Below are 26475 nucleotides of genomic sequence, written 5' to 3' on the forward strand. Positions count from 1 at the left end.
GCATCCAGAGCGGCGGGGCCGTGCGCACAGCCCGTCGGGCCACGCGCCGCGATCTCACGGGCCCGAAGCTGCGCGCCGCTCACCTTCGCCTCCGGGCCGCCGGCCGCAGGTTCCGCCACGACGACGCCGCCTGGCGCACGGCCTGGCACACGGTTCACCAGAGCCGTTTCCGCGGCCCGGCGCGCGACGCTTCCACCACGTTCCTCGCCGGTCTCGGCGCGGATCAAGAGGCGCTGATGCGCCGGGCCGACGCCGTGCTGGTGCACACCTCCGCAGGCAAGGACTCGGTCGTGGCGCTGCACCGGACGGTCATGGCGGCCAAGGCGGCCGGGTGCCTGGACAAGGTGGTTGTCGTCCACGCCGACCTCGGACCCGGCACCGAATGGCCGGGGGTGCGCGAGCTCGCCCAGCGCCAGGCGGAACGGTACGGGCTGCGCTTCGTCGTCGTCGCCGCCCCGGGCGGATTCCTCGGCATGGTCGAGAACCGCGGGATGTGGCCCGACGCCGCGCGCAGACTGTGCACCTCCACGCTGAAGCGCGACGCCAGCGCGCACCTGTACACGCAGGTCGCCACCGCGCTCGGCCTCGACGGCCAGGCGCTGCTGCTGTCGGTCTACGGGGTGCGCGGCGGCGAATCCCGGGCCCGTGCCCTCAAGCCCGTCCTGAGCATCGACACCAGGGCCAGCAGCGGCCGGCGCCTCATCCTGAGCTGGAACATCATCCACGACCTCACCAGCGACGAGGTCTGGCAGGAGATCCGCGACCACGGCCTGGAATACCACCCGGTGTACGACTGCGGGCTCGACCGGCTCTCGTGCATTTACTGCGTCGTTGCGCCCGAATCCGCGCTGATCCTGGCCAGCCGGGCATGCTTCGCACTCGGGCTGACCGCGCCCGAGGTCTACACCGAGTTGGAACGCCGGATCGGCCACACCTTCAAGCCCGGCATCACCCTGGGCGGTGTCGTCGCCGCAGCCCGCATGCTCGACGCCCTCGACGGACCACTCACCTGGGAGCGCGGAGACGCGCTGCGCCGGCACCTGGGCGAGGACGCCGTACAGGAATGGCGCCGCAACCTCGCCCTCGCCATCTGACTCCTCTCTGCCCGGCGACGAGATCGTCGCCCTTCTAGGGCAAAACCGCCCGAACAGGCCCTCCGGTCGGGCACGATGACGCCCATGCTCCGACGGACCGCCAACCCCCTCCGATGCTCACGCTGCGGGCGCAGCCACGACGATGCGGCCGACAAGACGGCGTGGAACGGCGACTTCGATCGTGGGGTCCTCAGAGCGGTCATCTGCCCCGGGTGCCAGACCGCGGCCGAGGCGGTCGAGGCCGCCGCCAACGAGGTGCTGGTCGACTCCTCCACCATCAGCCACACCGCGGACGGCCGGGTTCAGGTGCTCGAGCCGGGCTCCTGGACCAGGGTCGAGGCCGCCGCCCACCCACTGGTCCAGGACGACCCGGATGTCCATCTCGCGATCGCAGCGCGTCACGGCGCGCTGCTGATCTCCGTCGCCTCGCACAGCGACGCCGGCCTCGTCTCCGCCCTCGCTCCCGGCCCCTGCACCCAGGTCGCGACCGTGGCTCTGATGCAAGCGGGCGCCGTAGCGCGCGGGCGCCACGTGACGGTCCAGGCCGTGGACACCATGACGGTCGACACCGCGATCCTGGCCGCCGACCACGCCGCCCTCACGGACTGCGAGGACCGCGGCGAACTCGTCCTGCTCTTCCACCCCGACATCGACCCCGCCCTGCTACGGGCCTTCGCCCCTGACGTCGCCTCCGCGATGCGCAGCCAGCTCGCCGCCCCCGCTGTGTCGGGAGACGGCCGGGCCCTGCCCTCCCCACGGAGCGCCGGCACCGACCTGACGGCCGTCGGACTCGTCGACAGCGGACCGGCCTGGCAAAACTTCTGGTTCGGGTCGGTCGACTCCGGCTACGATCTGGAAGCCGGTCTCATGAGCTGGACCCACCGGATCATGGCCGACAGCGGAGCCAGCACCGTCCTCTCCGCCGGGCACGGACTGACCTGGACGGAGCTGCCACTCGAGCACCGCAGCCAGCTCCACATCCCGGCCGCCGGCGACGGCCCCGGCCTGAGCCTGGCCACCCTGCTGCTGAGCACCCGAGAGGCCGACTGGCAGTGGGACCGCACCTTCGCGCGCGTCACGCCCGACCGCCTCAGCCCCGACCTCCGCGGCTTGCTGCCCACGCACGTCAGCGCCCTGCGCGCCGGCCTCGTCACCGCAGCGGACTTCCAGCCCGACCGCCGACGCAGCCCTGCCACCCGCCTCGCCCACCGCATCGCCGCGCTGGCCACCACCGCGGCCTACCTCGCGATCGACAGCAGCCACTTCATCCCCGCCGGCCTCGCCCTCGATGTCGCAACCACCGCCGAGCTCGACGCCGACAGCCACCAGAACCTGCGGCTGCCCGGTGGATGGTCCCTGGTTCACCACGAGCCGGTCCCGGTACGGGTGATCGCCGCGGGCGACGACGAACTCGAGGTCATGACGGCCCACGGTGTCGTGGTCGGCCGCGAGCAGGCCGTCCTAGGGCGCGTATTCGGTCGTGATCAATCTGTGCGATTCACCCTCGCGGCGGGTCCTGATCCGGTAGACCGTGGTGTGTGACGCGAGCGCAACTGACGGATGCGGAGTGGGAGTTCATCGGGCCGTACCTGCCGATCGGCGAGTACGGCCCGTACCCGGAGCGGCTGCGGCAGCAGTTCGAGGGGGTGATCTGGCGGTTCCGCTCCGGCGCCCAGTGGCGGGAGATGCCGAGGGAGTTCGGCGCCTGGTCGACCGTCTCGAATCGGTTCCGGCAGTGGAGGGACGCCGGTGTCTTCGAAGCTCTAATGGAGGGCGTGATCGCGGAAGCCGCGAAGCGTGGCGAGGTGGACTTATCCCTGGTCAGCGTGGACTCCACCACTGTGCGGGCCCATCATGACGCCGCCGGGATGCACCTCGATTCCGACACCATGGACGCCCTGGAGAAGGCCGCTGAGGAGGCGGAGAAGGCCCGGCAAAAGGGGGAGGCCCGGAGGAACAAGACGGGCGGGACGCCTCAGATGACCCGGAACGGGAGGAACGGCGACGTATCCGGCGTCGGAGCAGGCTCCGGCTGAAGGCCGCTCTGCTCGGACGCTCCAGGGGCGGGCAGACTAGCAAGGTCCATTGCGCCGGCGACCGGAAGTGCCGCCCGCTGGTGCTCGTTCTGACCGAGGGCCAGGCTGCGGACAGCCCGCAGTTCATCCCCGTGCTGAAGAAGGTCCGGGTCCGCGGGCCCGTCGGCCGGCCCCGCACCCGGCCGGACGCGGTAGCCGGGGACAAGGCCTACTCGTCACGCGGCAACCGCGCCCACCTGCGAAAACGCCGGATCAAGGCGGTCATCCCGGAGAAGAAGGACCAGAGCGCCAACCGGAAGAAGAAGGGCAGCAAGGGCGGCCGGCCGGTCAGCCATGATGCCGAGCTCTACAAGGAGCGGAACACCGTCGAGCGCCTGATCAACAAGCTGAAGGCCTGGCGAGGCATCGCCACCCGGTTCGACAAGACCCCGGAAAGCTACCTCGCCGGCCTCCACCTCCGCGGCGCGATGATCTGGATCAAAGACCTCACTCGAGCCCATTGATCACGACTGAATACGCGCCCTAGGCGCGGTGCTCGCCGCCCACGGCGACGGCACCCTCGACACCACCATGGGCCTGATCCTCGTCACCGACGTCGACGACCGCGGCACCCACCGCTGGTACCTGCAGCCCGCCGCCTACGGCAGCCATCCGGCCGGCCGGCTCCTGTACTCCTACGCCGCGCAACTCGCCTGGGCCCGGTGGCTGAACGCGCCCGAACCACCGACCCCGACCACCTCCGGCAAGCCGGGATCGGCGAACGGGCTCAAGCGCCTCGCCCGGGACCCGGCGGTCAAGGCCGGCGCTCTGCACCGCATGCGCGTCCTCGACTACACACCACCCCCGGACGAAGCCGCCACGCCCCGGGATCCCAGCGGCACCGGAACCCCGCTCACCCACTCCACCACCCGGCGCGCCTACTGGAAGCCAGGCGTGCGTATCGGCATCCGAGACGCCGCTGGCAACTTCGTCGGCCCCGTCTACAAGGACGACGCCGTCGAAGGCAAGACCTACACGAAGGAGCGCCGGTGGATTCGGCGCACCACCGTTCGCCCGGACCTGCCCCCGTCGCCCGACCGCCCCGTCTACCGCGTCACGGACACCGGGACCAGGCCGGCCGGTGAATCCGACGCGACCGACCGACCGCCCCGATAGGCTCGCCCCCATGACCGAACCGCTGGCCAGCACCCGGACCATGTTCACGTTGCCGGCCGACCCGAACGACATCACCGCCCTCGACAGCTGGCTCAGACCGCTCGGATGGTGCGTCGAACCCGACCCTGCCCAGGCCCGCCCCGGCTACCTGCGCCTGCGGCCTCGGTACAGGGCCGACCCCGACGACCACGACGGCGGCCTCACGTTCGTACCCGGAACCACCGTCCGCTGGACGGGCTCCGACCTCGTCCGTGTAGCGCCGGCCATGCCCGCGTCCCTCCTCCCTCTCCTCGACGCGATCGGAAACCCGACTCGTCGGCCCGCGGTACGATCCGGCGCGGCCCAGACAGCCGACCCCGGCGCCATCCGCACGCGTCTCCGAGCAGGAGCCGACCTGTGGGAACGTCACTACAACCCCGGATAGTCGGCGAACACTGTCCGGAAGCGTCCCCCGTCGCTCGTCACCCGGCTGCTCGGACTCGGCTACGAGCGGGAGGTTGAAGCCCAGGGCAGCTGCGGCGAGTGGTTCTGCGCGCTGGAGTGGGCCCGGCTGCCGGGCCGGCGGGGCGAACACGAGCAGGCGCTGGAGGTACTTGCTCCGTACGTGGCGACGGCTTGGGGCCCATGGGAACCGGCCGACAACAATGACCAACGCCGACCGACCAGGCTGCGTCATGGTGGCAGCGTGCTGTTCCCCTCCGGGCACGCGCTCGCGCTGTTGGACGCCGCCCTGGCCTCGGGACCGCGTCCTCGCCGATCCGGCTTGGACCTGCCCGCGTGCCCCGAACTGCCGCCGACCGGCCGCTCTTCCGCATGCTGCTGGCCCGAGTCCCGCCCGCAGCTCCAAAGCCGCCGATGGCGGAGAGGAGACCAGCTCCTGGTCACAGTGCAGCCACGCCACGTTGTCCTGCGGCCCTCTGGCGGCCGGATAGGCTCGGGGACACGCTCTCGCACTCCGTGACCTGCGTTCAGCTGCCCGGCGGCCGGGTGACCTCGTAGTCGACGCCCGCCGTGACGTCGATATTCAGGCCAACCGCCCGCGCGTATCTCATGACCGTCGACAAGCGAGGATCTCCACCCAGCCGTTCGAACTCCGACACGGCCCACGGCGTCGTCTCCATCTTGTCGGCAACAGCCTCCTGCGTGAGCTTGGCGGACTTCCGGTGCGCCACGAGCGTCTGGATGAGCTGCATAAGGGCTTCCGCGTCTTCATAAGCGTGCTGGACATCCGGGTCGTCCGAGTCAATGCCGAGTAGTGATGCCAGGTGCTCATCCATGGTGCTCTCTCCCCTTGACGATGCTACGAGTATCGCCTCAGCCGGATAGCCAGAGCTGTCGGCCCCATGGCTGAGCGGAAGCTGGCCAGGCAGTGCCCACCGCGAGCCGATCTCCTCTCCCCGGCGGCCCCTACGGCAACGGCCGCATTACGCCACACTGCACGGGGACCGCGACCAGGGGATGGCCGCTGCGGAGCAGATATCACTGGTGGGCAGCTCTATCGCTCGATGCCGGTCTCGGCGGCGAGCCGGCTCGTATCGAGCAGATGCTGGAGCAACGCGCTGCGGCCGCTGCACCCTCGCCGGACCCGCCGAGGCGACGGCGCCCCTCGACCAGCGGCGCTCCGGGTTGCCAGGTGTGCGGCCAACATCCAGGACCACCGCAGCCCCAATCCGGGCGGCCAGGGCGCAGGGATCGCCGCACCTGGGTCAACTCGGTGACGATCGTACGCACTTCCGACCCGTGCACGGGAACGCCCCAGAGTGGCTACACGGCCCATCGGAGCGCTGCGAACACAGATCGAGTGGGTCAGGCCAGCATGAGCAGCCCGTCCCAGGGGGCGTTCTGGCTGGTGGGTTGGCGGTGGGTGGCCAGGGCGAGGGCGGCTCCGGCGCGGCCAGCGAGGAAGCCGGTGACCGGGCCAGCCTCGTGGAAGGTGTCGGTGGTGTGCCGGGAGGCTGTGTCGGCGAGCGGTCTGTGGTTCAGACGTGTGGCGACCTCGAGGGCTCCTGCGCTGCCGTGGCAGAGCCCGGGCCCGATGGTGTCCCAGGTGGCGGGCGGGCGGCGGGCGAGGGTGTCAAGGGCTTGGCGGGCCAGGGAAATGAGGGCGGGGTCGGCGAGCGCTTGGCCGCTGTGGTGCAGGGCGGCGGCGATGCCGGGGGTGCCGTAGCACCAGGCGTCGCGGCGGCCTGGGGCTGTGGCCAGTTGTTCAACGGTCTGCGGGTGTGCAAGGTCGTGTCCGCTGATGTATGGAGGCCAGGACGGTCCGGGGGCGGCCCGGGTGAGGAGCCAGTGGGCTGCGGTGGCGATGGCTTCCTCCTGGCCGGGGACGGAGTTGCCAGCTTGGTGCGCGAGGGCGAGCAGGGTGAGGGGTCCTGCGATGCCGTGCGCGGCCCCGGTGCTGGCGGTGCCGGAGGGAGGCAGGGTTCCGGGGACAGCGAGGGCGTGGTCTTCCGCGCGGACCCACCAGCCGGGCAGGCGCGCGTCGTCGGTGGTGGTGATCATGCGGGTGAGGGTGGTGAGGGCTGCGGTCAGCCCGGGCCTGGCTTCCGGGAGGCCGAGGTGTGCGGCGGCAAGGAGTGTGCGACCGATTCCTGCGAGGCCCTTGATGGTGTCGTAGACACCCCACAGGGTTCCGGGTGTGCCTGCTCGCTTCCGGGTGGCCTGGTGTTCGGCCAGGCCTTGGGCGCGGGCGGACAACCAGGCGGTGGCCCGGTCGAGGGCTTCGTGCTGGCACCGGGCGGCGGGCAGGTGGGCGCTGCCATAGATGAGGGAGGCGGCCAGGGCGCCGGGGCCGGCGTAGATGCCGTCCGGGCGGGAGCCGGCGACTAGGCGGGCGGCGGCGTGCCAGTGACGGTCGGCGGCGTCGATCAGCGCGGTGTCCCCGTCGGCCACGACGGCGAGGAGCAGCGCGGTGCCGGGAAGGCCGTCGGCGAGGGTGGCGGCGGCGCCGGCGGTCAGATGCGCGGTGACCTGGTCGGGGTCGAGGACGGCGGCCACGGTCTCCTCGACCAGCACCAGGGGGTCAGGCATGGCGGAGGAGGTCGGTGGCGAGGGAGCGGGCCAGGTGCTCGCGGTCGCGGTCGGTGCCGAGGAGGCGATTACAGTGCATGTGGATCAGGTCGTAGGCGCACAGTGGTGCCGTCTCGTCGGCGAGGAGGGGCCGGTAGGTGGTCAGGGCGTCCAGCAGGGTCCTCCACGGCTCGGTGAGGTCGCCGGGCACGGTGGCCGTGCGGCACCGAGCCCGTAGCGCTTCGCGGCGGCGGCGCGAGTCAGCAGGGAGGGGGCGAGGGCGGGCGGCGGTGGGGGTGTTGAGGGTTCGGGCGATGGCGGCGGCGGTGTGGGCGGCGAGGATGAGCCGCTGGTCGTCGCCGTGGCCGGGGAGGGCGGTTCGGACGAGGGCGGAGTCGGCGGCGAACACCGTCTCGGCCGCGCCGATCGCGCCTGGGCCGCCGTAGCGCTGGGTCTCGCGCTGGTACGGCACCGCGGTGAGGTGGCCGTTGGTCAGGTGCTGCCCAACCAGCCGCGCCGCGAGGCCCGCGAGTTCCTGCTGAACCTCGGCCAGCAGATCGGGGGTGCCGTGGTAGCGCAGGCGCAGGTGGGGGCCGAGGTCGGGGGTGGTATACCGCAGCCAGTAGGACAGCGTGCCCGGGTAGTGCGGAAGCCGGGCGAGGACAGCGTCCTGGTGCCGGACCAGGACGGGCAAGGCGAGGGAGAGCCAGGTGCCGCCGGGGAGGTCGGCCACGCGCGGACGGGCCGCGATCCGGGGGTCGAGGAGCACCGGCTTGCCGTCGTCGTGCTGTTGGCGTAGGCCGATGACGAGTTCGAGGTGGTGGCGGCCGTCCGGGCCGTGCACCGGCGGTCGGCCCGACAGGACCTCGCTGACGGTGCGGCAGCCGCGGCGGACGCTGCGCCGCAGCAGCTCGCGGTGGCCGGCCTCGCGCAGGTCGATGGGCAGGTGCCGGTCACTCTCCTCGATCACCACCTGCTGCGGCACCGGCATGGTGGGGCGGGCCAGCCAGTCGTCCAGGCAGGTGTGCCAGCGGTCGCGGTGGTCGACCAGCGTGTGGAGGCCCTGGGGAAGGAGCCAGCGCTGCGGGGCGAGGACGGTGGAGCGGTAGGTGACGCGCGGGGTGTAGGGGGCGAGGGCGGCGGGGCCCCAGGACCAGGGGTGCCACGGCCTCTCGTCCGCGTGCCCGAGGAGGTGAAGGAGCTGGGCGGCCGGGGTCAAGAGAGCGCGGGTGATCCGGCTGAGCAGCACCGGCCTGACCAGGCAACCGAGTTGCGGTGTGTAGAGGGCGAGGTGGCCGGCCCGGGTCGTGGTGACGAGCAGGGTGCGGGGGTCGAGGTCCCGGGGTCCGGTGAGGGGAAGGCCCACAGGTATGCGGTACGCCGTGCGGCCGCTCTCCACCGCCAAGGCCCCGGTGCCGGCGGTGAGGGGGCGGCAGACGATCTCGGCCGGCACCGGACCCCTGTCGGCCTGCGGCTCGGCGGCGAGGTCGGGCAGGTAGCGGCTGAGGCGTCCGGCGGCCGAGCCGGCGTCCTGCGCCGCATGGGTGCCGATCGCCAGGACGAGACGGCCGGCATGGTCTTCCCGGACGCGGACGTGGACCTCGGCCGTGCGCGGCGGCCGCCCGTCGCCGTGGTGGGCCAGGGCCTGCACCATCTCCTCGGTGAGCTCCACCTCCTGCTCGCCGCTCGCTATCGCCGCGGTGAGCACTCCGAGGAGAAGCTGGGTGCGGTGGTCGTCCAGGTCGGTGCGGGCGCCGATCGCGTCCTGCGGCCCGGGCGGCCCGATCCCGGTGGCCGGGTCGACGGCCTCCAGCAGCGGGACCATGCGGTGCGACCCGTACATCTCGCGGAACGTCGCCGTCCAGGCGTGCAGCGGGGCCGTGCGGTGGCCGATGCGCCAGAGGGTGTCGACCGTCCGCGCCGCCTCCCTGCCCGCCGTGGCCGGGATGCGCAGGTCGGCGTCGGCGATGGTGTCGCAGGTCAGCGGGCGGTCGGTGGTGTGGATCGCATCGGCCGCGCGGCGGGCGGCTCGCAGGAGCGGCAGGCGCTCGGGGGCGCCGGGCCGGTGCCGGTCCGCGTCGGCCAGCAGAGCCCCCAGGTCGAGGACGGCGGCGCGCAAACCCGCTGCTGAGGGGAGCTTCGTTGCGAGATGGCCCAGAGGGTCGTCGGTGAGGTCGGCGGGCAGGAGGTCGGTCAGGAGCAGGCCGGTGCGGACCAGCGCGGTGATCGCGCCCCGCACAGCCGCGGTGTCGGCCCCGGGCCAGCGTTCGAGCGCCGCACCGACGACCCGCCCGGCCGGCGCGCCGCCGGTGCGGTCGCACTCGCGCATCAGCCAGCTGGAGACCTCGGTCGCCCGGGCCGTTCCCAGCTGCGCCGTGCCGTCCGGCCCCGGGTGCTCGACCTCCAGCACCGCGCCGCGCCGCTGCGCGCTCGGGTTGGCGAACAGGCCCAGGTGATCGAGCACGCCCGGCAGGTCCAGGGCCAGGTCGGCGACGGCCGCGAGCCAGGCCGGGCTGGGGAGTGTGGCGCAGCGGTGCTCTGCACCCAGCAGCAGGACCGGTTCTCCGAGCGTCAGGTCGGCGGTGGTGGTGGCGGCCCAGACGCCGTTGGGGGTGGTGCGGGTGCGGGCGCGAAGGTCGTAGGCGGCCCGGGCCGGCGCGCTGGCGGGTGCGCCGTCGAGGTCGCGGGAGGTGAGGAACAGTCCCTCGGTAGCCAGCCCGCCGGCCTTCGTGCTGTCGGCGGCCAGGAGCGGGAGGCGGGCGAGTGCTACTGGGTCGGGCATGAGACGGCTGCGCACGGACGGTTCCCCTTGGTCGAACGGCCGGGTGGGCGGCACCGGGGCCGCCGGTGCCGCCCACCCGCGTACTGCTACAGCTGGTCCGGGATCAGACAGCCGCTGGTCGGGCCAGCCGGGGGCGATTCCCCGCAGCCGTCACCGGTGGTGTCCCCTTCGGTGTCCGCGTAGTTCTCGCGCACAGCGGTCAGTGGCGTGTTCACCGCGTCGAGCGCGAAGGCGTCCAGCAGTGCGTTGGTCATGTGCGTCCTCCTTCCATCGTCCGAGTGGGGATGGTGCGCCCGGACCGCGCGGGTCCGGGAGTGTGTGGGTGACCGTCAGTCCTTCGGCCAGGTGAGGACCATCGGCGCCCCGGGCCGCTCCAGCACCCGGCCGGGGGCCATGGCGGCGGGGTCGGTGCCCGTGTCGTAGACGTGGAGGACGGGACCGGGGCGTCCCCGGTGGTCCCGGTCCCACTCCCGCAGGCTCTCCACCAGGGCCTCGGCCAGGGCCTCGTCCTCGCCGTGGAGGATCACGCCGTACTCGTACCGGCCGCTCTTCCCCTCGACCGGACGCATCGTCACGTAAGCCGCGGTGGTGGAGTCGGTGGTCCAGGTGAGCGGGGTGCCGCCGGGCAGCGCCCGCAGAGCGGACTTCTGCGGGTCCACCAGCAGGGTGCCGTAGGCGTCGAGGACGGTGGCGAACCACAGATCGACCACGGGCCTGGTGCCCTGGCTCGCGCCCACCTCGACCCCTGACCAGTACGAGTTGCCGGCGCTGTCGAGAGCCTTCGTCAGGGCCTCGGTGTCGAGCAGCTGGGTGCCGTCGACCCGCACGCGGGCTCCGGGGCTCAGTGCGTGCGTCTGGGTGGAGTTCGCCGCCTCCCCCCGCATCGCAACGAAGCCACAGGGCAGCCAGCCGCCACCGCTCCAGTACCCTGCGCCGGATGAGGTGAGGGCGATGAGCCGGCCGAGTCCGCGCACGCGCAGCGGGACGACGAGTACGCCGTCGGGGGCGAGCTGGTCGAGCCAGGTCTGCTCGATCGCGGCCGCCTGCACGGTGACCTCGATCCGGTCGTACGGGGCCGCGTCGGGGACGCCGTGTGCGCCGTCGCCGGTGAGGATGCGGACGGAGTCCTCCAGGCCGGCGGCTCGTAGGCAGCGGCGGGCGCGTTCGGTCACCGCCGGGTCGATGTCGATGCTGGTCACCGCGCCCGCGTCGCCGACGAGCCGGTGGAGAAGGGCGGCGTTGTAACCGCCGGAGCCGATCTCGAGGACCGAGTTCCCAGGGCGCGGGCGCAGGTACTCCAGCATCTGCGCGACCAGCCACGGGGCGCTGACCGAGCTGAGGAGCCGGCCCTCGCCGTCGCGGTCGGTGGGCTGGTAGTCGTCCCTATACGCCTCGGCCAACCCGATGCCCGGGACGAAGAGGTGCCGGGGCGTGGCCCGGAACGCCGCTGCGACCTCCGGCGTGGTGATCCTGCCCGCCCGCTCCAGCGCGCAGACCAGGTGCTCGTTCAGCTCACCCGCCTCGGCGGTCCGCTCTTCGGTGACATTCGAGTCACTGAGGGTGTTCATGGTGGGGAGCTTAGACACCGGCTGACCTTGAGGAGGCCGGTTCCCAGAGAGCGATGCTCACGGAGACATCTTTCGGCCAGTCGCGGACGGTCGGATGTCACCCTCAGAGCCGGCTTCCCGTAAGCCGCCACGGCTTGGCAGCTGCGGGTGACGCCCCCGTCTGTCAGCGGACGCGGCAGAGCCAGATCCCACTGTCCCTTGACACCCGCCCTCGGGACCACCCGCGTGCGCGGTGGCGGACGTCGGCCTCCTCGGGTCTGCCGACTATATCGGCGGCGATGGCGTGGAGAAGTTCGGTGTATGCCTGAGGTGTGACGGCCAGTGCCGGGCCGTACGGATCCTTCGAGTCCCGGATGTAGTAGACGTGGCCAGTTGCGGCAACCTCCCCACAGTTTCCTCCTCCGCCGCTGTGGTGGTCGGCCAGGAGCAGGCAGTCCTGGGCGCGGTGCTCGTCACCCACGGCGACGGCACCTTCGACACCGCCATGGGCCTGATCCTCGTCACGGACATCGACGACCGCGGTACCTGCCGCTGGTACCAGCAGCCCACCGCCTCCGGCAGCCACCCGGCCGGCTCCTGTACTCGTACGCCGCGCAACTCGCCCGCACGTTCGTACCCGAAACCACCGTCCGCTGGACAGGTTCCGACCTCGTCCGTGTAGCGCCTGCCATGCCCGAGTCCCCCTCCTCGATGCGATCGGAAACTCGACACGTCGGCCCGTGGCACAATCCGGCGTGGCCCAGACAGTCGATCTCGGCGCCATCCCCTACGCGTCTCCGAGCAAGGCCAGTGCCCGTCGCCGGCACGGTTGAGACTGCCTATGGCGTCTACGCTGGTTGCCAGCTGGTGTCGTGGGTGACCTTGGGGGTCGTCCGCCGGTCAGGGTGAGGTCGAGTGCACGGTTCGAGTGGTCTGGCGGGTCGACGGTTGGCCGTGACAGGTGGTTCCCGGGGGTTGGGCGGCGAGATCGTCCGGGCGGCGCTGGCTCAGGGGGCGGTGGTCTCGACGTGTGCGCGCGGTGGCGAGCATCTGGCCGCTCTGGCGCGCGAGGCCGACGAGGCGCCGCTCTTCACAATGGTCGCCGACGTTGCGCAACCGGGGGCGGTGGGGGAGTTCGTGCGCTTCGCGGCCGAGGCAATGGGCGGTATCGACGGGGTGGTGGCCTGCGCCGGGGGTGCCCGGGGACGCGGGCTGGAGGAGGCGACGGCAGATGACTGGGCATGGACCTGGGAGGTGAACGCGGGCCACAGTGCGCGGCTGCTGGCGGCCGCGGTTCCTCATCTGCGGGCGGCCGGCGGGGGGTCGGCGGTGGTGGTGTCGTCGATCTCGGGGTGGAAGCCGGGGCCGCAGGCGCAGTACGGGGCTGCAAAGGCGGCCCAGCTCCACTTGGTGTCCTCGCTGGCCCGTGAGCTCGCGCCGGACGGGATCCGGGTCAATGCGGTCTCGCCGGGGTCGATGATGATCGAGGGCAAGCGCTGGGACCGGTTGAGGCGGGAGGAACCGGGGGAGTTCGCCAGGCTGGTGGCCGAGGTTCCTGGCGGTCGGCTGGTCACCCCACAGGAGGTGTCGAAGGTGGTGGTGTTCCTGTTGTCGGACGCGTCCTCGGGGGTGAGCGGGGTGAACGTGCCGGTAGACCGGGCGCAGAATGCGCCCGGTCCGCAAGGGTACTGATTTGGCGGGTGGTCAGGCTGTGCGGCCGAGGACGGGCCGGGCGGTGCGGCGGAACTCCCGGACGGTGGGGACGTCCGCGAACGGGGTGAGGCGGCGGTCGAGGTCGCGCAGCGCTTGGACGGATCGTTCGCTGTTGGTGTCCGCGAGATGGTCGAGGGCCTGGCCCGCGGCGTGGAGTGCGGCGTCGAGCTGGTCCTGCTGCAGCAGGGCGGTGGCGAGGACGGAACGGCTGATGGCCTGGCGCCGGCGGCGGTCGTGGTTGGCCTCGACCGAGGCGCGGGCGAGACGTTCGGCCTCCGTCGCCTCTCCGAGGTCGCGATGGACCAGAGCTGCTTCGGCCTCGAGGTAGTGGGCGTCCAGGTAGGCCACCCACGGGGATTCGGCGGCGGGGCCCTGGCTGGCGGCTAGTGCGGCGTGGGCGTCGACGAGGGCCTGGCCGGCCTGGCGGTGGTCGCCGAGTGCGGCGTGTGCGCGCGCGTGCATGGCGTGCAGGCGCATCAGGCCGAGCGGGCTGCCGGTGCGCCGGGCGGTGGCGATGCCGGTCTCGGCCAGGTCGGCGCCATCACGTGGGTTTCCGAGGCTGGTGGCGAGGTGGGAGAGTCCGGCGAGGATCTGGCCGGCGAGCACCCGGTCGCCTCCTTCCTCGCACAGCCGCAGGGCCTGGATCATGTAGCGCTGGGCGAGGCCGTAGGCGGCGCTGTCGTAAGCGGACCAGCCGGCCATCGCAGCGAGTTTGGCGGCGCAGGTGAACAGCTGCGTCCGTTCAGCAGCGGCCACGGTCCCGCGTAGGTGTGGCATGAGCTGGTTCGCCAGGTACCCGGTGATGCTCGTGCGCACCCCCGCACCGCCGAAGCGGTTGTCCATCTCGTCGAACATGCCGATCATCGCTGTCGCCTGGGCAAGCGTGCTGCTGTCGGCGACTGCGGCCAGGCGGGCCGGTTCGCTGTCGAGCAGGTGCAGCAGCCAGCTTCGCTGCGCCGGCAGGAGGGCGGAACCGACGAACGGGAGGGCGCCGAGAACGGCGCGACGGGTGACGTCACCGTGGCTGAGCTCAGCAACCACGTGGAGAGCTTCTTGCACGGACTGACGATACGTCAGGGCATGCTTCGACAGAAGCTTGTGCGGGTCGGTGGGAAACCCGATCTGCGCGGGCTCGACCGGCCGGCCGAGGCGTGCGGACAGTTCCTCGGCGATGAATTCCGGCGCACGGCCGCGCGGAACATCTCCGTGCCGGACCCATCGGGTGACCGAGGCCTTGTCGTAGCGGGTATCCAGGCCTTGCGCGTGCGCACGGTCGTTGACCCGCCGGGCAAGGCCCGCGTTGGAGAAGCCCGCCTCGAGGATGGCGGCCGCCAGTGCCGGATTGCCGAGCGTTTCGGGATTCTGGCCTGCCATGGCTGAAATCATGCCGGTACGGAGCGTGTTCTGTCAGGCGAACGCTGGATCAAGAACAGGACCGAGTGCACCAGCGCACACCCGTACAACCCCCGCACAACCTCTTCCGGCCCTCCCGCCGGGCACCACACTGAGGACGGCCCACCTGCACGCCTGGTGGGCGTGTCCGGCTATGGCAGTCTCCGGCTCTCTCGACACCGATCCCCTGACGGTGATCACCGGCCGGAAGCATGGCCGGGGACCTTGTCGTCATGCACGGGAGGTACCGGACGTGAGCACCGCCGCCGTCGTGGAGCCGCAGAACCCGACGCTTCTGTGGCGCCGCCTCCAACCGCTGAGGGCAACGTCCTGGAGCGCCTTCCAGATCCACTTCGCCCAGGCCGCGCGCCGAGCCGCCCACGAGACCAAAAATCCCCGCCTGGCTACGCTCGCGGTCTCCAACAACAGCTTCCGCCGCTGGATCGCCGGCGAGCAGATGCCGCGCGCTGATGCCCGCGCCGTCCTGGAACACTGGTTCGGCCAGAGCGTCGAGGTCCTCCTGGGGCCCGCGATGGGTCTTCCCGCAGCACGCACCCTTCCCGACGACACACTGACGCTCGCCCGCACCGTAAGCCGGCAATGGGCCACCTCCACCCTGACCCCCACCGAGTCCGTCCCCGGGACCGGCGGCCACTGGCGCCTCGATGGCGTCGCCACCTTCGACCCAACCGACGTGACCGTTCAGCTGTACGAGGCGCGCCGACGGGGAGAGATGCTGATCATCGACCCGGCCGACCACGAGCACCTCCGGCACCTGGCCGCCGGGTCCGGACGCGCACTGGTCATCGCGGCCCACGAGGGCGAACTCCACCTGCTGGACGCAGCCCACGCCCGGCGCCATCTCGCCTCACCCCACCCCCTGCCCCTGGTACCCGTCCACCGCTCCCACCGCCTCGACGACCTCACCTACGCACTCACCTGGGCCCTGCTCCTGTGCGACGACGCGCTGCTGGCCGACGACCACGCCCTGGAGGACCAGCAAGAGGCGCTGGAGCAGTACCGGCAGCTCCCACGATCCGCGCCGGCCCGCGCCTCCATGCCCGACCTGCGCGCCGCCACCAGCGCCTTCCTGGGCTCCGAGTTCTGCGCACGGCACATCCTCGGCCTCCTGGAGGACGCCGGGACGGTGCCCCTCTTCTGGACCAGGGAGCAACGGGGCGAGCAGGCGGTGGGATGGCTGCTGTTCCGTCACAAGCACGCCTATCTGCGGGCCGCCGGCGCCCGGTTCGGTGTGCGGGGGTCACGCCGGATGGCCCGGGCGTTCTGCATCCCCGCCGACACGGTGGCAGGAAGTGACCCGTACGAGCGGATCCTGCTGTTCCTGGCGGTCGCGTTGATGGAACTGCACGGCCTGGACGTGTGGGTGTCCGCCGACGAGGCCTACGCCGGCGTAGAGGGCTTCGTCCTCGTACCGGGCGAGCGCGCGATCGTCGCGAACTGGGTGGCGGGCAACGCGATGTGGCGGGTGGACGCCACTGACGCGCCGGGCGACCTGCTGGGCTACGAGCAGCTCCTCGACGATGCCAGCGCCGCCTCGATCATGCGCGGCGACAACCCGGGTGACCGCTTACGGGCCCTGAGCGAGCACCTCGCGCTCGACTGGGCATGGCTCACCGGGCGCTGCGGTGAGCTCGCCGCCACCGGCGCCAGCACGATGCTGCGCCCGCGCAGCCGCCACCTGACCCTGACGGAAGTCGACCGTGTGCTCGCCTTCGTGGCCTCCCTGGAGCGCCGATGAACACCGACCGCTAGGCTCCCGCACGGTACGGCCCCCATGTGACCCGACGGCAGACGCGAGGACGAAGCCGATGACCCAGCACCCCCCGACCGTCCTTGTCGTCGGGCTCGGCGGCACCATCGCCATGGTCCCCGAGGCGTTGGGCAGCGGTGTCGCCCCGGCTCTGGGCCCCGACCAGCTGGTCGCCGCGATCCCGGGCCTGGCCCACCTCCCCGTCTCGGTGGAGACCTGGAACGCCGCACAGGTTCCCGGCGCATCCCTGACCATCGACGCCGTCGCCCACCTCGCGGCCGAACTCGCCGGCCGCCTGGCATCCGGCCGCTACGCGGGCGCGGTCGTCACCCAGGGCACCGACACCCTGGAGGAGACCGCCTACCTGCTCTCCCTCCTTCACCCGAGCGACCACCCCGTCATCGTGACGGGCGCCATGCGCGCACCATCCCTCGCGGGCGCCGACGGACCGGCCAACCTCCTGGCGGCCGTCACCGCAGCGGCCGATCCCCAGCTGCGAGGTATCGGCCCGCTCGTCGTCTTCAACGACCAGGTCCTCGACCCCGTCCGCACCCGCAAGACCCACTCCACCAGCACCGCCGCCTTCGCCGCCCCCGACACCGGCCCGCTCGGCCACATCATCGAGGGCCGCGTGCACCTGCTCGCCCGGCCCATACCGCACACCCCCCACTCTCTGCCGTTCACTCACCCCGCCCGCGTCGGCCTCATCACCCTCGGACTCGGCGACGACGGCGAACTCCTGCGCGCAGCCGAGGGCCGCTTCGACGGCCTGGTCATCGCCGCCTTCGGTGCCGGCCACGTCCCCGCCGGCCACGTCGAACCCCTCCAGCAGACCGCCGCACAGATCCCCGTCGTCCTCGCCACCCGCACCGGAGCGGGCCCCACCCTCACCCACACCTACGCGTTCCCCGGCTCCGAGAGGGACCTCCTCGCCCGCGGCCTGATCGGCGCCGGCCACCTCGACCCGTACAAGGCCCGCCTCCTGCTCACCGTCCTGCTGCGCACCGGCGCCGACACCGCCGCCGTCCGCGCGGCCTTCACCGGCCAGGAGGCATGAAATGCAGTCCCGTCTCGCACGTGAGGGCCGCACGTTCGTACTCGCGTTCGCGGACGGCGACGACTTCCTCGCCGAACTCCAGAACTTCTGCGCGAACGAAGGCATCGCCCAGGGCTACATCCCGATGTTCCTCGGTGGGTTCCGCACCGTCCGCCTGGTCGGCGCGTGCGGGCCGCTCGCCGACCCCGACGCCCCGGTGTGGGAGGAGGTGGCCCTCCAGCACGTCGAGGCCCTCGGCGCGGGCACGCTCGCCCGCCACCCGGACACCGGCGGGTTCGACCCGCACATCCACCTGACGGTCGGACTCAAGGCCGAGCAGGCGATCGGCCGCACCAGCCACCTGCTCGGCGCCGAGGTGCAGTTCATCCAGGAGATGGTCGTCGTCGAGCTCCTCGAACCGGAACTTCTACGGCCCCGCGTCGGCCCCCACCAGATCCCCACCCTCAAACTCGGCGGCACCGCATCCCGGTAGGCCCCTGGCCGAGGGGCTCCGGGTCAGGCTCCCAGCGCTGCGAGATCCGCCCGCAGCGCGGCGAACACCTCACCGGCCAGCGTGAACTCGTCGTGTGACAGCGGACGTTCCGCGGCCTCGAGCGTCTCCCCGGCCTGTCCGGCGCTGCCCACGCCGACCAGCACCGTGGTGCGCGCGCTGACCTGCAGGCAGTACCGGAGCGCGGCCCTGACCAACTGGACCGGTTCCGCACCGAAGTGCTCCCTCAAGACGGCGAGGTGCCCGTCGACCACCCGTCGTGCGGCCGGCCTGAACCAGGGATGGCGGGACCGAAGGTCACCCGCATCGAACACCGACGGGGACCCGGCCGGGTGGAGACCGGTGAGCAGCCCGTACACGAGCGGACCATGGACCAGAACCTCGCAGTCGGTCCGCTCCGCGAACTCGAACAGCGACTCGTCCCCGATCACGGTCAGCGGAGACAGATCGACCATGGCGACCTGCAGAACCTCGGGGCGCAGCTGCTCATGGAGCGCGAGGAACCGGGCGTGCCGCGCGGAAGCGTCGCCGCGGTCCCCGGCTGCGGGCACGGGGATGCCGATGCGCCGGGCCCAGCCGGTGTCGCGCAGGGACAGCATCGCCTCGACCGCTTCCTGGGATCCCTCGTTCCCAGGGGCGGCTCCCACGTCGGCGAGCGCCACGAGGTCGAGCTCCTCGACACCCGTGTTCTCCGCGAGCTGTTCGAGCTGGTGGCGCATGTGCACGGCCCGCAGGGGATGCGAGGCGGTTCCGCGGTAGACCCCAAGGCGGGCGGAGAGTCGCAGTTCGGCGGCCTCGGTGCCCAGGTCCGCCCGGAAGCGGCCGATGAACCGCTCGGCGCGGCCCAGCCCGTAGGCGTCGCAGGTGTCGAACCAGCGGACCCCCAGGTCCCACGCCCGGTGCAGCGCGGCAACCGCCTTGTCGCAGGCCACCTCCCCGCTGCCGACCGGCACCCCGTCGATGACGGCCGGCCCGCCGAGCGCGCGGGTACCCACGCCAAGGCGCCGAGCCGAATGGCTTGACGGCGAATCAATCGTCACAGGGGCTCCCGGGTAGGCGAGTGTCTGGCACGTCAGGGTGCCACGCGGCCGGTTGTCGTTGCGCCCCCCGATGGCGTCGTTCCGGCGTCGTTCTGCGGCCTCCTGGCCCCACGATCAAGCGGACCAGCGCGTGACGCACAGCATCCTGTCGATGCTGGGTCCCATTCAGCGGAACGAACGACCCCGAAACGACAGACCAGCCTGTAGCGACGACTTTGCTCCGAACGCGAAGGTTGCCTCTCGCCACCGCTCGCGGTGAGTGGTCGCGGGCTTCGACCGTGTAGCTGCTGATGGGTTGCCGGTCGTCCTGGCGAGCTGACTCCGAGCAGAAGTACATCGTCGTCCTGACAAGAGGGGGTGCACCGATGAGGACCATATTGCAGGTCAGCGCCCTGGCAGCGGCGGCCAAGCCGATCCGTCTGCCTAGCTGGCGTACCTCGGCCGGGCGGCTCCTGTGGCCCGCGTGCGCCAACCCCGCGAACGTGCGGTCGGCGAGCCCGGCATTCGGCGACCGGCACCCGCTGGTCAGGCGGTGCCGCGTTGGCGTCGCGTTGCCGGTCGTCTCGGCTTCAGAGGATGTTCCACCGTTGCTCGATGTCCCCGTCGGCCAGCCGGTTGATGCGGCGCCGAACTTCCTGGAGGGTCACGCTGCCGGGGGCTGCGCGCTTGGCGTTGGTGGTGATCATCCGCAGCTCCCGCAGTGCGGCCAGGACCGGGTAACCGTCCCAGGCGGTGATGTCGATGCCGTACTGATCGGCAAAGGCCTCGTAGTGTGCCCGGCCGTAGCCGAATCGCCGGCAGTGGATCTCGACCGTCGTCAGGTCCCATTCGGGCTGGCCGAAGCCCGCGGTGTCCCAGTCGCACAGGACCGCCCGGCCGTCGCCGGTGTGCAGGGCGTTGCGGTGCTGGGGGTCGCCTTGGATCACTGCGGGCCGCAGCAGGTAGGTAGTGCGGGCGAGGTCCGTCTCCAGCTGCTTCAGGCGCTGGTGGAGATAGTTCAGCTCCTGCGTGGTGAGTGCGCCGGTGGCGGCCAGGGAGCGGCGGACGGCGGCGACCGTGTCCACCGGGGCCAGTGGGACGGGCGGGTCGGTCAACCGGTGCAGCGCTTGGAGTGGGCCGGCCAGTTGTTCGGCGGCTACGGGGTGGCCGGGCTGGGGCAGGTGGGTCCAGATCGTGGCGAGGTGGCCGTCGGCCTCGACCGGCTGGCGCACGGGGTGCAGGCCCACGGTGGGGAAGCCTTGTGCGCTGAGCCAGGTGACCAGGGCGACGGTCCGTCGGACGGACGCGGCGGGTGTGCCTCGCCGGGCTATCTTGACGACGACGTGTTCGCCGGGCAGGTGGTAGACGGCGTTCGTGTGCCCTCTCAGCAGAACGGCACCGTCGGGGCGGAGCCCGGCCGTACGGCACACCTGGTCAAGGACTGCAGCCAGGTGGCCGGCGGTGAAGCCGCCGGCTGTAACTGGGGTGGTGGTCATGATGGTCAGGCTTTCCTATGCCGTGGGCCGATGTCACCCCTGCCCGGCGGGCAGGGCGAGCACCTCCGCGAGCTGGCGGGCCGGGCGGCCCGACCGGAGCTGGGCGGGCAGTATCGCGATGACGTCCCGGGCGCGGGCGCCGAGGATCGCGGTGCGGTGCGGCCCGGATACCCGGTCGTAGGTGTGGACCGTCAGCTGCAGGGCCTCCGCCGGACTACGGTCGATGACCAGGCACATTGCTTCCTCGAGGCGCAGCAGGGCCGGGTCGATGCCGGTGTGGCCTTCGGGGTAGAGCGCCAGTGCCTGCCGCTGGGCGTGACGGGCCTGGCCGGTCTCACCGAGGGCGGTGTGCGCGCCGGAGAGGTAGAGCCACAGGCGCCGCTCAGGGAAGGCCCAGGCGTCGTCCTGGTCGGCTTGGCAGTGCTCGAAGAGGTCTTTGGCCAGGCGGATCGCGGCCTGTGCGCCGTCGCGGTCGCCGAGGCTTGCGAGGGAGCGGGCTTCGGCCGCGGCCGCGAACACCGCGGTCGGTCCGGGGCGGCTGCGGCTGAGCAGGCGGGCCTCGCGGGCGAGGTTCGCGGCGGCCAGCAGGGGGCCGTAGTAGTACGGGAGCATCGCGGTCTGCACGCGGACGCGGGCTCGCAGCTCGGCGTTGCCGGCGTCGTCGGCGGCCAGGCGGGCGGTGCCGTACCAGCGCTGTGCCTCGGGCAGCCGGCCCAGCTTCATGTAGGCGTCGGCCACCAGGGTGGAGGCGATCGCGGTGAGCTCGGACAGGCGGGACTGCGCCGTGGCGGGCTGCCGCTCGGCGGCCAGGGCCTGAATGTCGTCCAGGTCACCGAGCAGGTGCTGGATCATCTGCTCGGGCGCAGCGGTGACGTAGAGGCGGCGGGCGGTGTCGAGGCGCTCGTCCAGCAGGTCCAGCTCTCCGGGGCTGACCGTGCTCGCGGCGAGGTTCCGGTTGATCGCCCGGCGGGTCCGCTCGGCGTGTTCGTGTACCGGGTCCGGCGGCTGGGGCTGCTGCGGCGGCGGGACGGGAACGGGTGCGGACGATGCCAGTCCGAGGTCTGCGGGCGACGCCTCGTAGAGCGCGCACAGCAGCTGAAGGGCCTGCTCGCGGGGCTTGGCACCGAGGTCCTCCCAGGTACGCAGCAGCTCCCGGGTGCCCTTGAAGCGCGTCCCGTCGCGCTGCTCGGCGAGCGCCGCGAGCCGGACGATGACCTCCGGCCGGCTCCACCCCCGAGCCTGCCGGTGGGCTCGCAGGCGAGTGATCCCGCAGCACTCCTGCAACGCCGCCACCAGCACCGGCAGGCCGCCCTCGAGTACCTCGGGACTCCTGCGCAACCTGGCTGTGCACGACCGGCCGTGACGACTCGTCATACCGGCATTGTGCGGTCCGATGAGGGCTTCGGTCGCCGGATCGGCGGGAATCCGGGCCGAAATGGCCCGGATACCCGGCACGAGCCGGGCCGATCCACGAGAACGGCCCAACTCGCGGCCCGGAACTGTCGCTACGGCTCGATTCGCCCTGGTTGCCGGGCCCGTGCGACGCGACGAGTCTTTCCGGACCCAAACACCTCTGCCGCCGCGTGCGGCCCGTCATTTCGAAGGGGGAGGGCATGAATCCCACCAGGTCCACATCACCCGGCGATGCCCTGATGCCGTCACGGCGCCGCCCGGCGACGGGAATGCTGCACCGGCTCGGCAGCCGCCTGCCGCGGTACGGCTCCGCCGCCGCTCGCGTGCGCTCGGAGGCGGCGGCGCGCACACCGTCACTCGGGACGCAGTCTCACCCGGTCGCGGTGGAGACCGCGCCCAGCACGACGGACCTGCCCGACCTGACGGACGGCTTCGCCCTGCGGGACCGGCTCGTGCGTCTGGCCCAGGCGGTGCTGCGCGCTGACGAGCTGGCCTCCCACCGACCCACCTTCGGTACTGCCGAGGTGTACCTCGCCGAGGCGCGCCACGGCGTTGACGAGCTCCTGCGGATCGTCCGCGACAGGGGATGGCCGAGCGTCCAGCTGGTGGGGCGGGATGGTCTCGATGCCGCTCTGGTCCTCGCCCAGGCGGCCGGCCTCGAGGTCCAGCTCCGACTGCGACCCGCTCTGGCCGGGGCCGTCCACCAGGGCGGCGTACCCGAGTCGCACCTGGTTCACCTGACCACGCTGATCGCCCGCGTGACGGGAGATCCGATCGACGATGCAGACCGATTGGTTCCCCGGACCGGTACCTGGCAGGGCGTAGCTCTGCCCTCCTCACTCGGAGGTCGGTGATGGCGGTCTTCCCCCGTGCGGGCCGCCATCGGGGCACCGGCGAGGACGTTGTGGCTGTCGTGCGCCGGGAGGCGTACGACGCCGCCTTGAACAGCTTCGTCGCGACCTGGCTCCCGCACCTGTTGCGCACTGCCGAACTTGGTCTGCCGCCCCGGCTCGACGAGGCTCCGCCCGCTGTCCTGCAGGCTGCGGCCATAGTCGTGGAGTCCGTCGGCCGGGTCCGGGCGCAGGTCTGCGAGGATGCGGCCGCCGCGTCCCTGCCGGTCCTGGCCCAGCTCGGCCGGCAGGCCCGCGAGTTGAACGCGGCCCAGCAGCTGATCACGGACGCCGAGTCGCTGGCTGGCCTCTACCGGGCTGACCTGGCCAACGCGTTGGCCCTGCGTTTCGCTGTGCGGCAGGCGGCCCTGACCGGCGGGATCTGGCCGGCACCGCGCCGACAGCCCGCGCGGCTCGATGAGGTCGGTCAGGCCGCGACGAGCCGGGTGGCGGACTTCGAGCGGGTGCGGGTACTGGCAACCGCGGACCTCACCGTGGTGCCCGGGGCGGTCGAGCCCCTCGCCGCCGCGGTGGCGGAGCTCCTGGACAACGGGTTGCTGTTCGGCAGCCCGCAGGCGCACGTCGTCCTGGCCAGCTCGACGGAACCGGGCGGTGGCGGTGCCACGTGGCTGACCGTCACGGACAACGGCGGCCCCGGCATGGACGCCGGGACCCTCGCAGCCGTCCGGCAGGTCCTGGAGAGCGGTGGCCGTGTCCCGGCCGGGACACGGTGGCCCGGCCTGGGGCTGCGGATGGTGGCAGCGGTCGCCCGGTACCTGGGTCTGAAGGTCACCGTCACCAGCGTTCCCGGGCAAACCGTCGCGAGCGTGCTGCTGCCGACAGCGCTCCTCGTCCCGCCACCGGCCACCGTCAGCCACGTCCTGCGCCAGTTCCAGTGACTCCGTCGGCCAACGGCCGGACCGGACCGCATGTCTGTCGCCCTTCCCAGCGATCCACGAGGACGATCCCGATGACCTCCCCCAGCACCACCAACGGCGTGCCCGCGTTCGGCGACCGGACCCGGATCCCGGCCGAGCGCGTCCGTACGGGGCCCGGCGAGCTCAGCGCGGCCGCCGCCCGGGCCGGTGTCCCGGCGGCGCTGCTGGTGTCCTCGACGGTCCCGCGCACCGGTGTGCGGGCCACCAGGAACAGTGGTCGGCCCGCAGTCACCTGCTCCTACCTCGACGGGTCCTTCACCCGCGCCGAGCGGGCCATGCCGTTGCGGGAACGCGGACCGCAGATGCTGCTCGAGACGGTGCTGCCCGGGGTGACAAGCGGCGAGGCGAAGGTCTTCATCGAGAGCACGCTCCAGCCGGCCCTCGTGGCGGTGGCCGGCCGGTGGCGGGCCTACACGCTGCAGGCGCACGGATTGCTGCTGCTGGCCGTGGTCCCGGATCGGCCCGGTGCCAGCTCCGCCCCGCATCTGCACCTCGTCGGTCCCACCATCACCCGGGTCCCCGAAGTGAGGGGAGCCGCGTGACGACACCCCAGTCCGATCGCCGGCCACGCGATGTCCGGGCCGCCGCGCCCACGGGAAAGCCTGCGTCGTGGACCGGGCCCACGGCAGCCGCCGAACACAGGCGTTCGGGGCGCAGCCGACCGGGCGCCGGCCCGCGCCCACGGCGCGCTCCTCCCGTGCTCGGCCGGGTCCTGGAGCAGGGTCGGTATTCGCCGGCCTCCTCGCGACGCCGCTCACGGGACAAGTCCGGAGGAGCCCTGACCGGGGTCCTTGTGCTGGTGACCGTGGCGGGCTCGGTGACGGCAGCTGTGGCCGTGATCGCCGTCCGGACGGGGTCCTGGTCTGCTGCGCTGCTCATCGCGGTGCTGATCGTCGCGGGCGTCGGCGCCGGGACTGCGGGTACCGCCCGGCTGCCGGCCGTCTCGCCCCGGCCGGACGCGTCGCAGGGCAGGCGGCCCCGGGTCCGCGGCACCACCAGCCTGCTTCGGCCCCCAGCGGCCCCGACGTCCCGGCCCACGCCCATCATCCGATCCGTCTTCTCTGGAGGTTCGATGCCCCACCTCGACCCCACTGGCAGTCCCGCCGACCGCGCTTCGACGGCGCCGACGTTCGTCTTCGCTCTTCTGGCCGGTGGTGGCCGGGGAGAGGCCGCTGCCCAGGCGGGCGCCGACAGCGTCACGGTCTACGCGGACGGGTCCCGGGTCTCCCTCCACCCGCCGGGCCACGACGGCCCGGAGAGTCTGGTGGCCGCCGCGCTGCCGCAGGGGGCGACGGCGACCGGGACCCTGAGCGTCGACGGCGTACTGCTGCCGGCCCCGGTACGGGCCGACGGGACCTGGACCGCCCGCGCGGCCCAGTACCGGGGATGGGCCGTGGTGACGCTGACGCCCGCCGGCGGACACGAGATTCCCCGGGTGACGCTGACCACCGACAGCGGCACCCCTGTCGCCGGCCCGAACCGCGACGCGTCCTGCGAGCACCGGCCCGCGTGCCCCGTCGCCGAGGCGGCCGACTTCCAGGCGGCCGTCGCTGTGAACGGCCATCCCGAGCAGGGGTGGAGTCTGCTGTGCAACGGTGTCGTCCTCTTCTCGGACACCGGGGCGGCGATGCCTGACGGTCGCGTCGTCGCACCGCAGGACCGCCGCACCGGTATCTGCGAGCGTGCCGCGTGAGCGGGCCGGCTCTGACGCGCGCCGGCTCCGCGCACCGTGCTCGCGTGCCGCGGCCCCTCGGGATCATCCACGTCGACCGGCCCACCGGCGTCGGCGCGCCGTGGGACGACCCGTGGCCCGCCGCGCCCACGAGGTACCCGGTGCATCTGGAAGCCGCCTGCTCCGCCCGGGTGGCCAGCCACGTGCTGGGTGGCAAGGACAACTTCGCGCCCGACCGGGCTGTGGCGGCCCTGCTGAGCGAGGCCGACCCCGACTGGGCGGCCGACGCGGGCGAGGCCCGCCTCGCCGTCCTCGCCCTGGCCGCCCGCCTCGCCGACGACGGTGTCGGCCAGTTCGTCGACTTGGGCTGCGGCCTGACCACGGGCCAGGCCGGCAGCGCGCTCGCCCCACTGCACACCGCCGTCCTCCCGAACGCCCCCGCGGCCCGCATCGCCTACGCGGACCGGGACCCGATGGTGATGGTCCACGCCCGCGCCCTCCTGCACACCCCCGCGGCCCCCGGCCGGATCCGGCACCTGCACCTCGACCTGACCAGAGCCCACCGGACGCTGGCGGTACTGCGCGGCCCGCGCGGATCGGGTTTCGACTGGAGCCGACCGGTCGCGGTGGTCCTCTCCGACGTCTGCCACGAGCTGACGGATGGCCAGGTGACGCGCCTGCTCGCGGTCCTGCACCGGGCGCTGCCGCAGGGGAGCGCCGTCCTCGTCAGCCACCGCGTCCGCGCCGACGACCACGTGCGGCGCGCCGCGGTGGCCACCGCCCACGCCGATGCCGCACTGCCGTGGCAGCCGCGCACGCCCACGCAGTTCGCCGACCTGGCGCAGTCCTGGACGAGCACGACGGTCACGACGGACGGGGCCGGACTCGCCGTGGCCGTGCTGACGGACGGGAGGCAGGGCCGGTGATCGCCGCCGTGCCAGCCGCCGTTCCCCGGCACGCTCTGTCCGTCGGGGGACTGCGGGCCGGCGGGGGCGTCCTGT

Annotated in this window: 24 protein-coding genes and 1 pseudogene; 15 read left to right on the top strand and 10 right to left on the bottom strand. The window is 72.6% G+C overall.

Features of this window, described 5'->3' with window-relative positions; translation table 11 throughout:
* Positions 1-236: 236 nt before the first annotated feature.
* From ACFRMQ_RS00225 to ACFRMQ_RS00245, 5 genes and pseudogenes are all read left to right on the top strand, one after another.
* Positions 237-1094 carry a phosphoadenosine phosphosulfate reductase family protein gene (locus tag ACFRMQ_RS00225; protein ID WP_380725168.1) on the top strand — a complete coding sequence of 286 codons (858 nt, stop codon included), beginning with the start codon at positions 237-239 and terminating at the stop codon, positions 1092-1094.
* An 84-nt stretch (positions 1095-1178) separates the two neighbouring features.
* Positions 1179-2636 carry a hypothetical protein gene (locus ACFRMQ_RS00230; protein ID WP_380725170.1) on the top strand — a complete coding sequence of 486 codons (1458 nt, stop codon included), beginning with the start codon at positions 1179-1181 and terminating at the stop codon, positions 2634-2636.
* Positions 2633-3633: pseudogene (locus ACFRMQ_RS00235) on the top strand (IS5 family transposase). Before ACFRMQ_RS00230 ends, ACFRMQ_RS00235 begins: the two are co-directional and overlap by 4 nt.
* 28 nt (positions 3634-3661) lie before the next feature.
* On the top strand, positions 3662-4285 hold the full coding sequence (locus tag ACFRMQ_RS00240) for a hypothetical protein (RefSeq protein WP_380725172.1): 624 nt from the start codon (positions 3662-3664) through the stop codon (positions 4283-4285).
* 10 nt (positions 4286-4295) lie between these two features.
* On the top strand, positions 4296-4709 hold the full coding sequence (locus ACFRMQ_RS00245) for a hypothetical protein (protein WP_380725174.1): 414 nt from the start codon (positions 4296-4298) through the stop codon (positions 4707-4709).
* Positions 4710-5253: 544 nt separating this feature from the next.
* Here the strand turns inward: ACFRMQ_RS00245 and ACFRMQ_RS00250 are convergent.
* The 6 genes from ACFRMQ_RS00250 to ACFRMQ_RS00275 all read right to left on the bottom strand — a co-directional run bounded on the left by ACFRMQ_RS00250 (position 5254) and on the right by ACFRMQ_RS00275 (position 12104).
* A complete protein-coding gene (locus ACFRMQ_RS00250; RefSeq protein WP_380725176.1) occupies positions 5254-5562 on the bottom strand; it encodes a helix-turn-helix domain-containing protein in 309 nt (102 codons plus the stop codon).
* Positions 5563-6091: 529 nt separating this feature from the next.
* The gene (locus ACFRMQ_RS00255; protein WP_380725178.1) at positions 6092-7315 is read right to left on the bottom strand and encodes a lanthionine synthetase LanC family protein; all 1224 of its coding nucleotides are present in this window, start codon (positions 7313-7315) and stop codon (positions 6092-6094) included.
* Positions 7308-10091: a lantibiotic dehydratase gene (locus ACFRMQ_RS00260; RefSeq protein ID WP_380725180.1), complete on the bottom strand. Its 2784-nt coding sequence runs from the start codon at positions 10089-10091 to the stop codon at positions 7308-7310. Before ACFRMQ_RS00260 ends, ACFRMQ_RS00255 begins: the two co-directional genes overlap by 8 nt.
* Positions 10092-10162: 71 nt before the next feature.
* On the bottom strand, positions 10163-10330 hold the full coding sequence (locus ACFRMQ_RS00265; RefSeq protein ID WP_380725183.1) for a hypothetical protein: 168 nt from the start codon (positions 10328-10330) through the stop codon (positions 10163-10165).
* A 75-nt stretch (positions 10331-10405) separates the two neighbouring features.
* A complete protein-coding gene (gene fxlM / locus ACFRMQ_RS00270; RefSeq protein ID WP_380725185.1) occupies positions 10406-11644 on the bottom strand; it encodes a methyltransferase, FxLD system in 1239 nt (412 codons plus the stop codon).
* Positions 11645-11807: 163 nt separating this feature from the next.
* Positions 11808-12104, bottom strand: coding sequence for a DUF397 domain-containing protein (locus ACFRMQ_RS00275; protein WP_380725187.1), 297 nt, complete (start codon positions 12102-12104; stop codon positions 11808-11810).
* On the opposite strand from ACFRMQ_RS00275, the gene ACFRMQ_RS00280 reads away from it, so the two are divergent.
* Positions 12009-12305, top strand: a complete 297-nt coding sequence (locus ACFRMQ_RS00280; protein WP_380725328.1) for a hypothetical protein — start codon at positions 12009-12011, stop codon at positions 12303-12305. The genes ACFRMQ_RS00275 and ACFRMQ_RS00280 overlap by 96 nt on opposite strands.
* Before the next feature lie 272 nt (positions 12306-12577).
* Entirely contained in the window at positions 12578-13315 is a 738-nt protein-coding gene (locus ACFRMQ_RS00285) for an SDR family NAD(P)-dependent oxidoreductase (protein ID WP_380725189.1), read from the top strand.
* 12 nt (positions 13316-13327) lie between these two features.
* Here the strand turns inward: ACFRMQ_RS00285 and ACFRMQ_RS00290 are convergent, their stop codons facing one another.
* Positions 13328-14710 carry a hypothetical protein gene (locus ACFRMQ_RS00290; protein ID WP_380725191.1) on the bottom strand — a complete coding sequence of 461 codons (1383 nt, stop codon included), beginning with the start codon at positions 14708-14710 and terminating at the stop codon, positions 13328-13330.
* Between the two features lie 271 nt (positions 14711-14981).
* Between ACFRMQ_RS00290 and ACFRMQ_RS00295 the strand changes: the two genes are divergently transcribed.
* From ACFRMQ_RS00295 to ACFRMQ_RS00305, 3 genes are all read left to right on the top strand, one after another.
* Positions 14982-16487 carry a transcriptional regulator, XRE family protein gene (locus ACFRMQ_RS00295; protein ID WP_380725193.1) on the top strand — a complete coding sequence of 502 codons (1506 nt, stop codon included), beginning with the start codon at positions 14982-14984 and terminating at the stop codon, positions 16485-16487.
* 70 nt (positions 16488-16557) lie between these two features.
* Positions 16558-17556: an asparaginase gene (locus ACFRMQ_RS00300; protein WP_380725195.1), complete on the top strand. Its 999-nt coding sequence runs from the start codon at positions 16558-16560 to the stop codon at positions 17554-17556.
* Position 17557: 1 nt separating this feature from the next.
* Positions 17558-18028 carry a PPC domain-containing DNA-binding protein gene (locus ACFRMQ_RS00305; protein ID WP_380725197.1) on the top strand — a complete coding sequence of 157 codons (471 nt, stop codon included), beginning with the start codon at positions 17558-17560 and terminating at the stop codon, positions 18026-18028.
* Positions 18029-18051: 23 nt separating this feature from the next.
* On the opposite strand, the gene ACFRMQ_RS00310 is transcribed toward ACFRMQ_RS00305, so the two are convergent.
* From ACFRMQ_RS00310 to ACFRMQ_RS00320, 3 genes are all read right to left on the bottom strand, one after another.
* Positions 18052-19041 (bottom strand): aldo/keto reductase, encoded by a 990-nt coding sequence (locus tag ACFRMQ_RS00310; protein WP_380725200.1) that lies wholly within the window; start codon positions 19039-19041, stop codon positions 18052-18054.
* 614 nt (positions 19042-19655) lie between these two features.
* Complete coding sequence (locus ACFRMQ_RS00315; protein WP_380725202.1) at positions 19656-20561, bottom strand: phosphotransferase family protein; 906 nt, start codon at positions 20559-20561, stop codon at positions 19656-19658.
* Positions 20562-20594: 33 nt separating this feature from the next.
* Positions 20595-21899, bottom strand: a complete 1305-nt coding sequence (locus ACFRMQ_RS00320; protein WP_380725204.1) for a hypothetical protein — start codon at positions 21897-21899, stop codon at positions 20595-20597.
* 275 nt (positions 21900-22174) lie between these two features.
* Here ACFRMQ_RS00320 and ACFRMQ_RS00325 point away from each other — a divergent pair, with 275 nt between their 5' ends.
* From ACFRMQ_RS00325 to ACFRMQ_RS00345, 5 genes are all read left to right on the top strand, one after another.
* Positions 22175-22828: a hypothetical protein gene (locus ACFRMQ_RS00325; RefSeq protein ID WP_380725206.1), complete on the top strand. Its 654-nt coding sequence runs from the start codon at positions 22175-22177 to the stop codon at positions 22826-22828.
* A 50-nt stretch (positions 22829-22878) separates the two neighbouring features.
* Positions 22879-23763, top strand: coding sequence for an ATP-binding protein (locus ACFRMQ_RS00330; protein ID WP_380725208.1), 885 nt, complete (start codon positions 22879-22881; stop codon positions 23761-23763).
* Between the two features lie 71 nt (positions 23764-23834).
* The gene (locus tag ACFRMQ_RS00335) at positions 23835-24344 is read left to right on the top strand and encodes a hypothetical protein (RefSeq protein WP_380725210.1); all 510 of its coding nucleotides are present in this window, start codon (positions 23835-23837) and stop codon (positions 24342-24344) included.
* Between the two features lie 530 nt (positions 24345-24874).
* Entirely contained in the window at positions 24875-25495 is a 621-nt protein-coding gene (locus tag ACFRMQ_RS00340) for a DUF5999 family protein (RefSeq protein ID WP_380725212.1), read from the top strand.
* 44 nt (positions 25496-25539) lie between these two features.
* Positions 25540-26400 (top strand): SAM-dependent methyltransferase, encoded by an 861-nt coding sequence (locus ACFRMQ_RS00345; RefSeq protein ID WP_380725214.1) that lies wholly within the window; start codon positions 25540-25542, stop codon positions 26398-26400.
* Positions 26401-26475: the final 75 nt, after the last annotated feature.

Source organism: Kitasatospora sp. NPDC056783 (assembly GCF_042789895.1).
In the GTDB taxonomy this organism is placed as follows: Bacteria; Actinomycetota; Actinomycetes; order Streptomycetales; family Streptomycetaceae; genus Kitasatospora.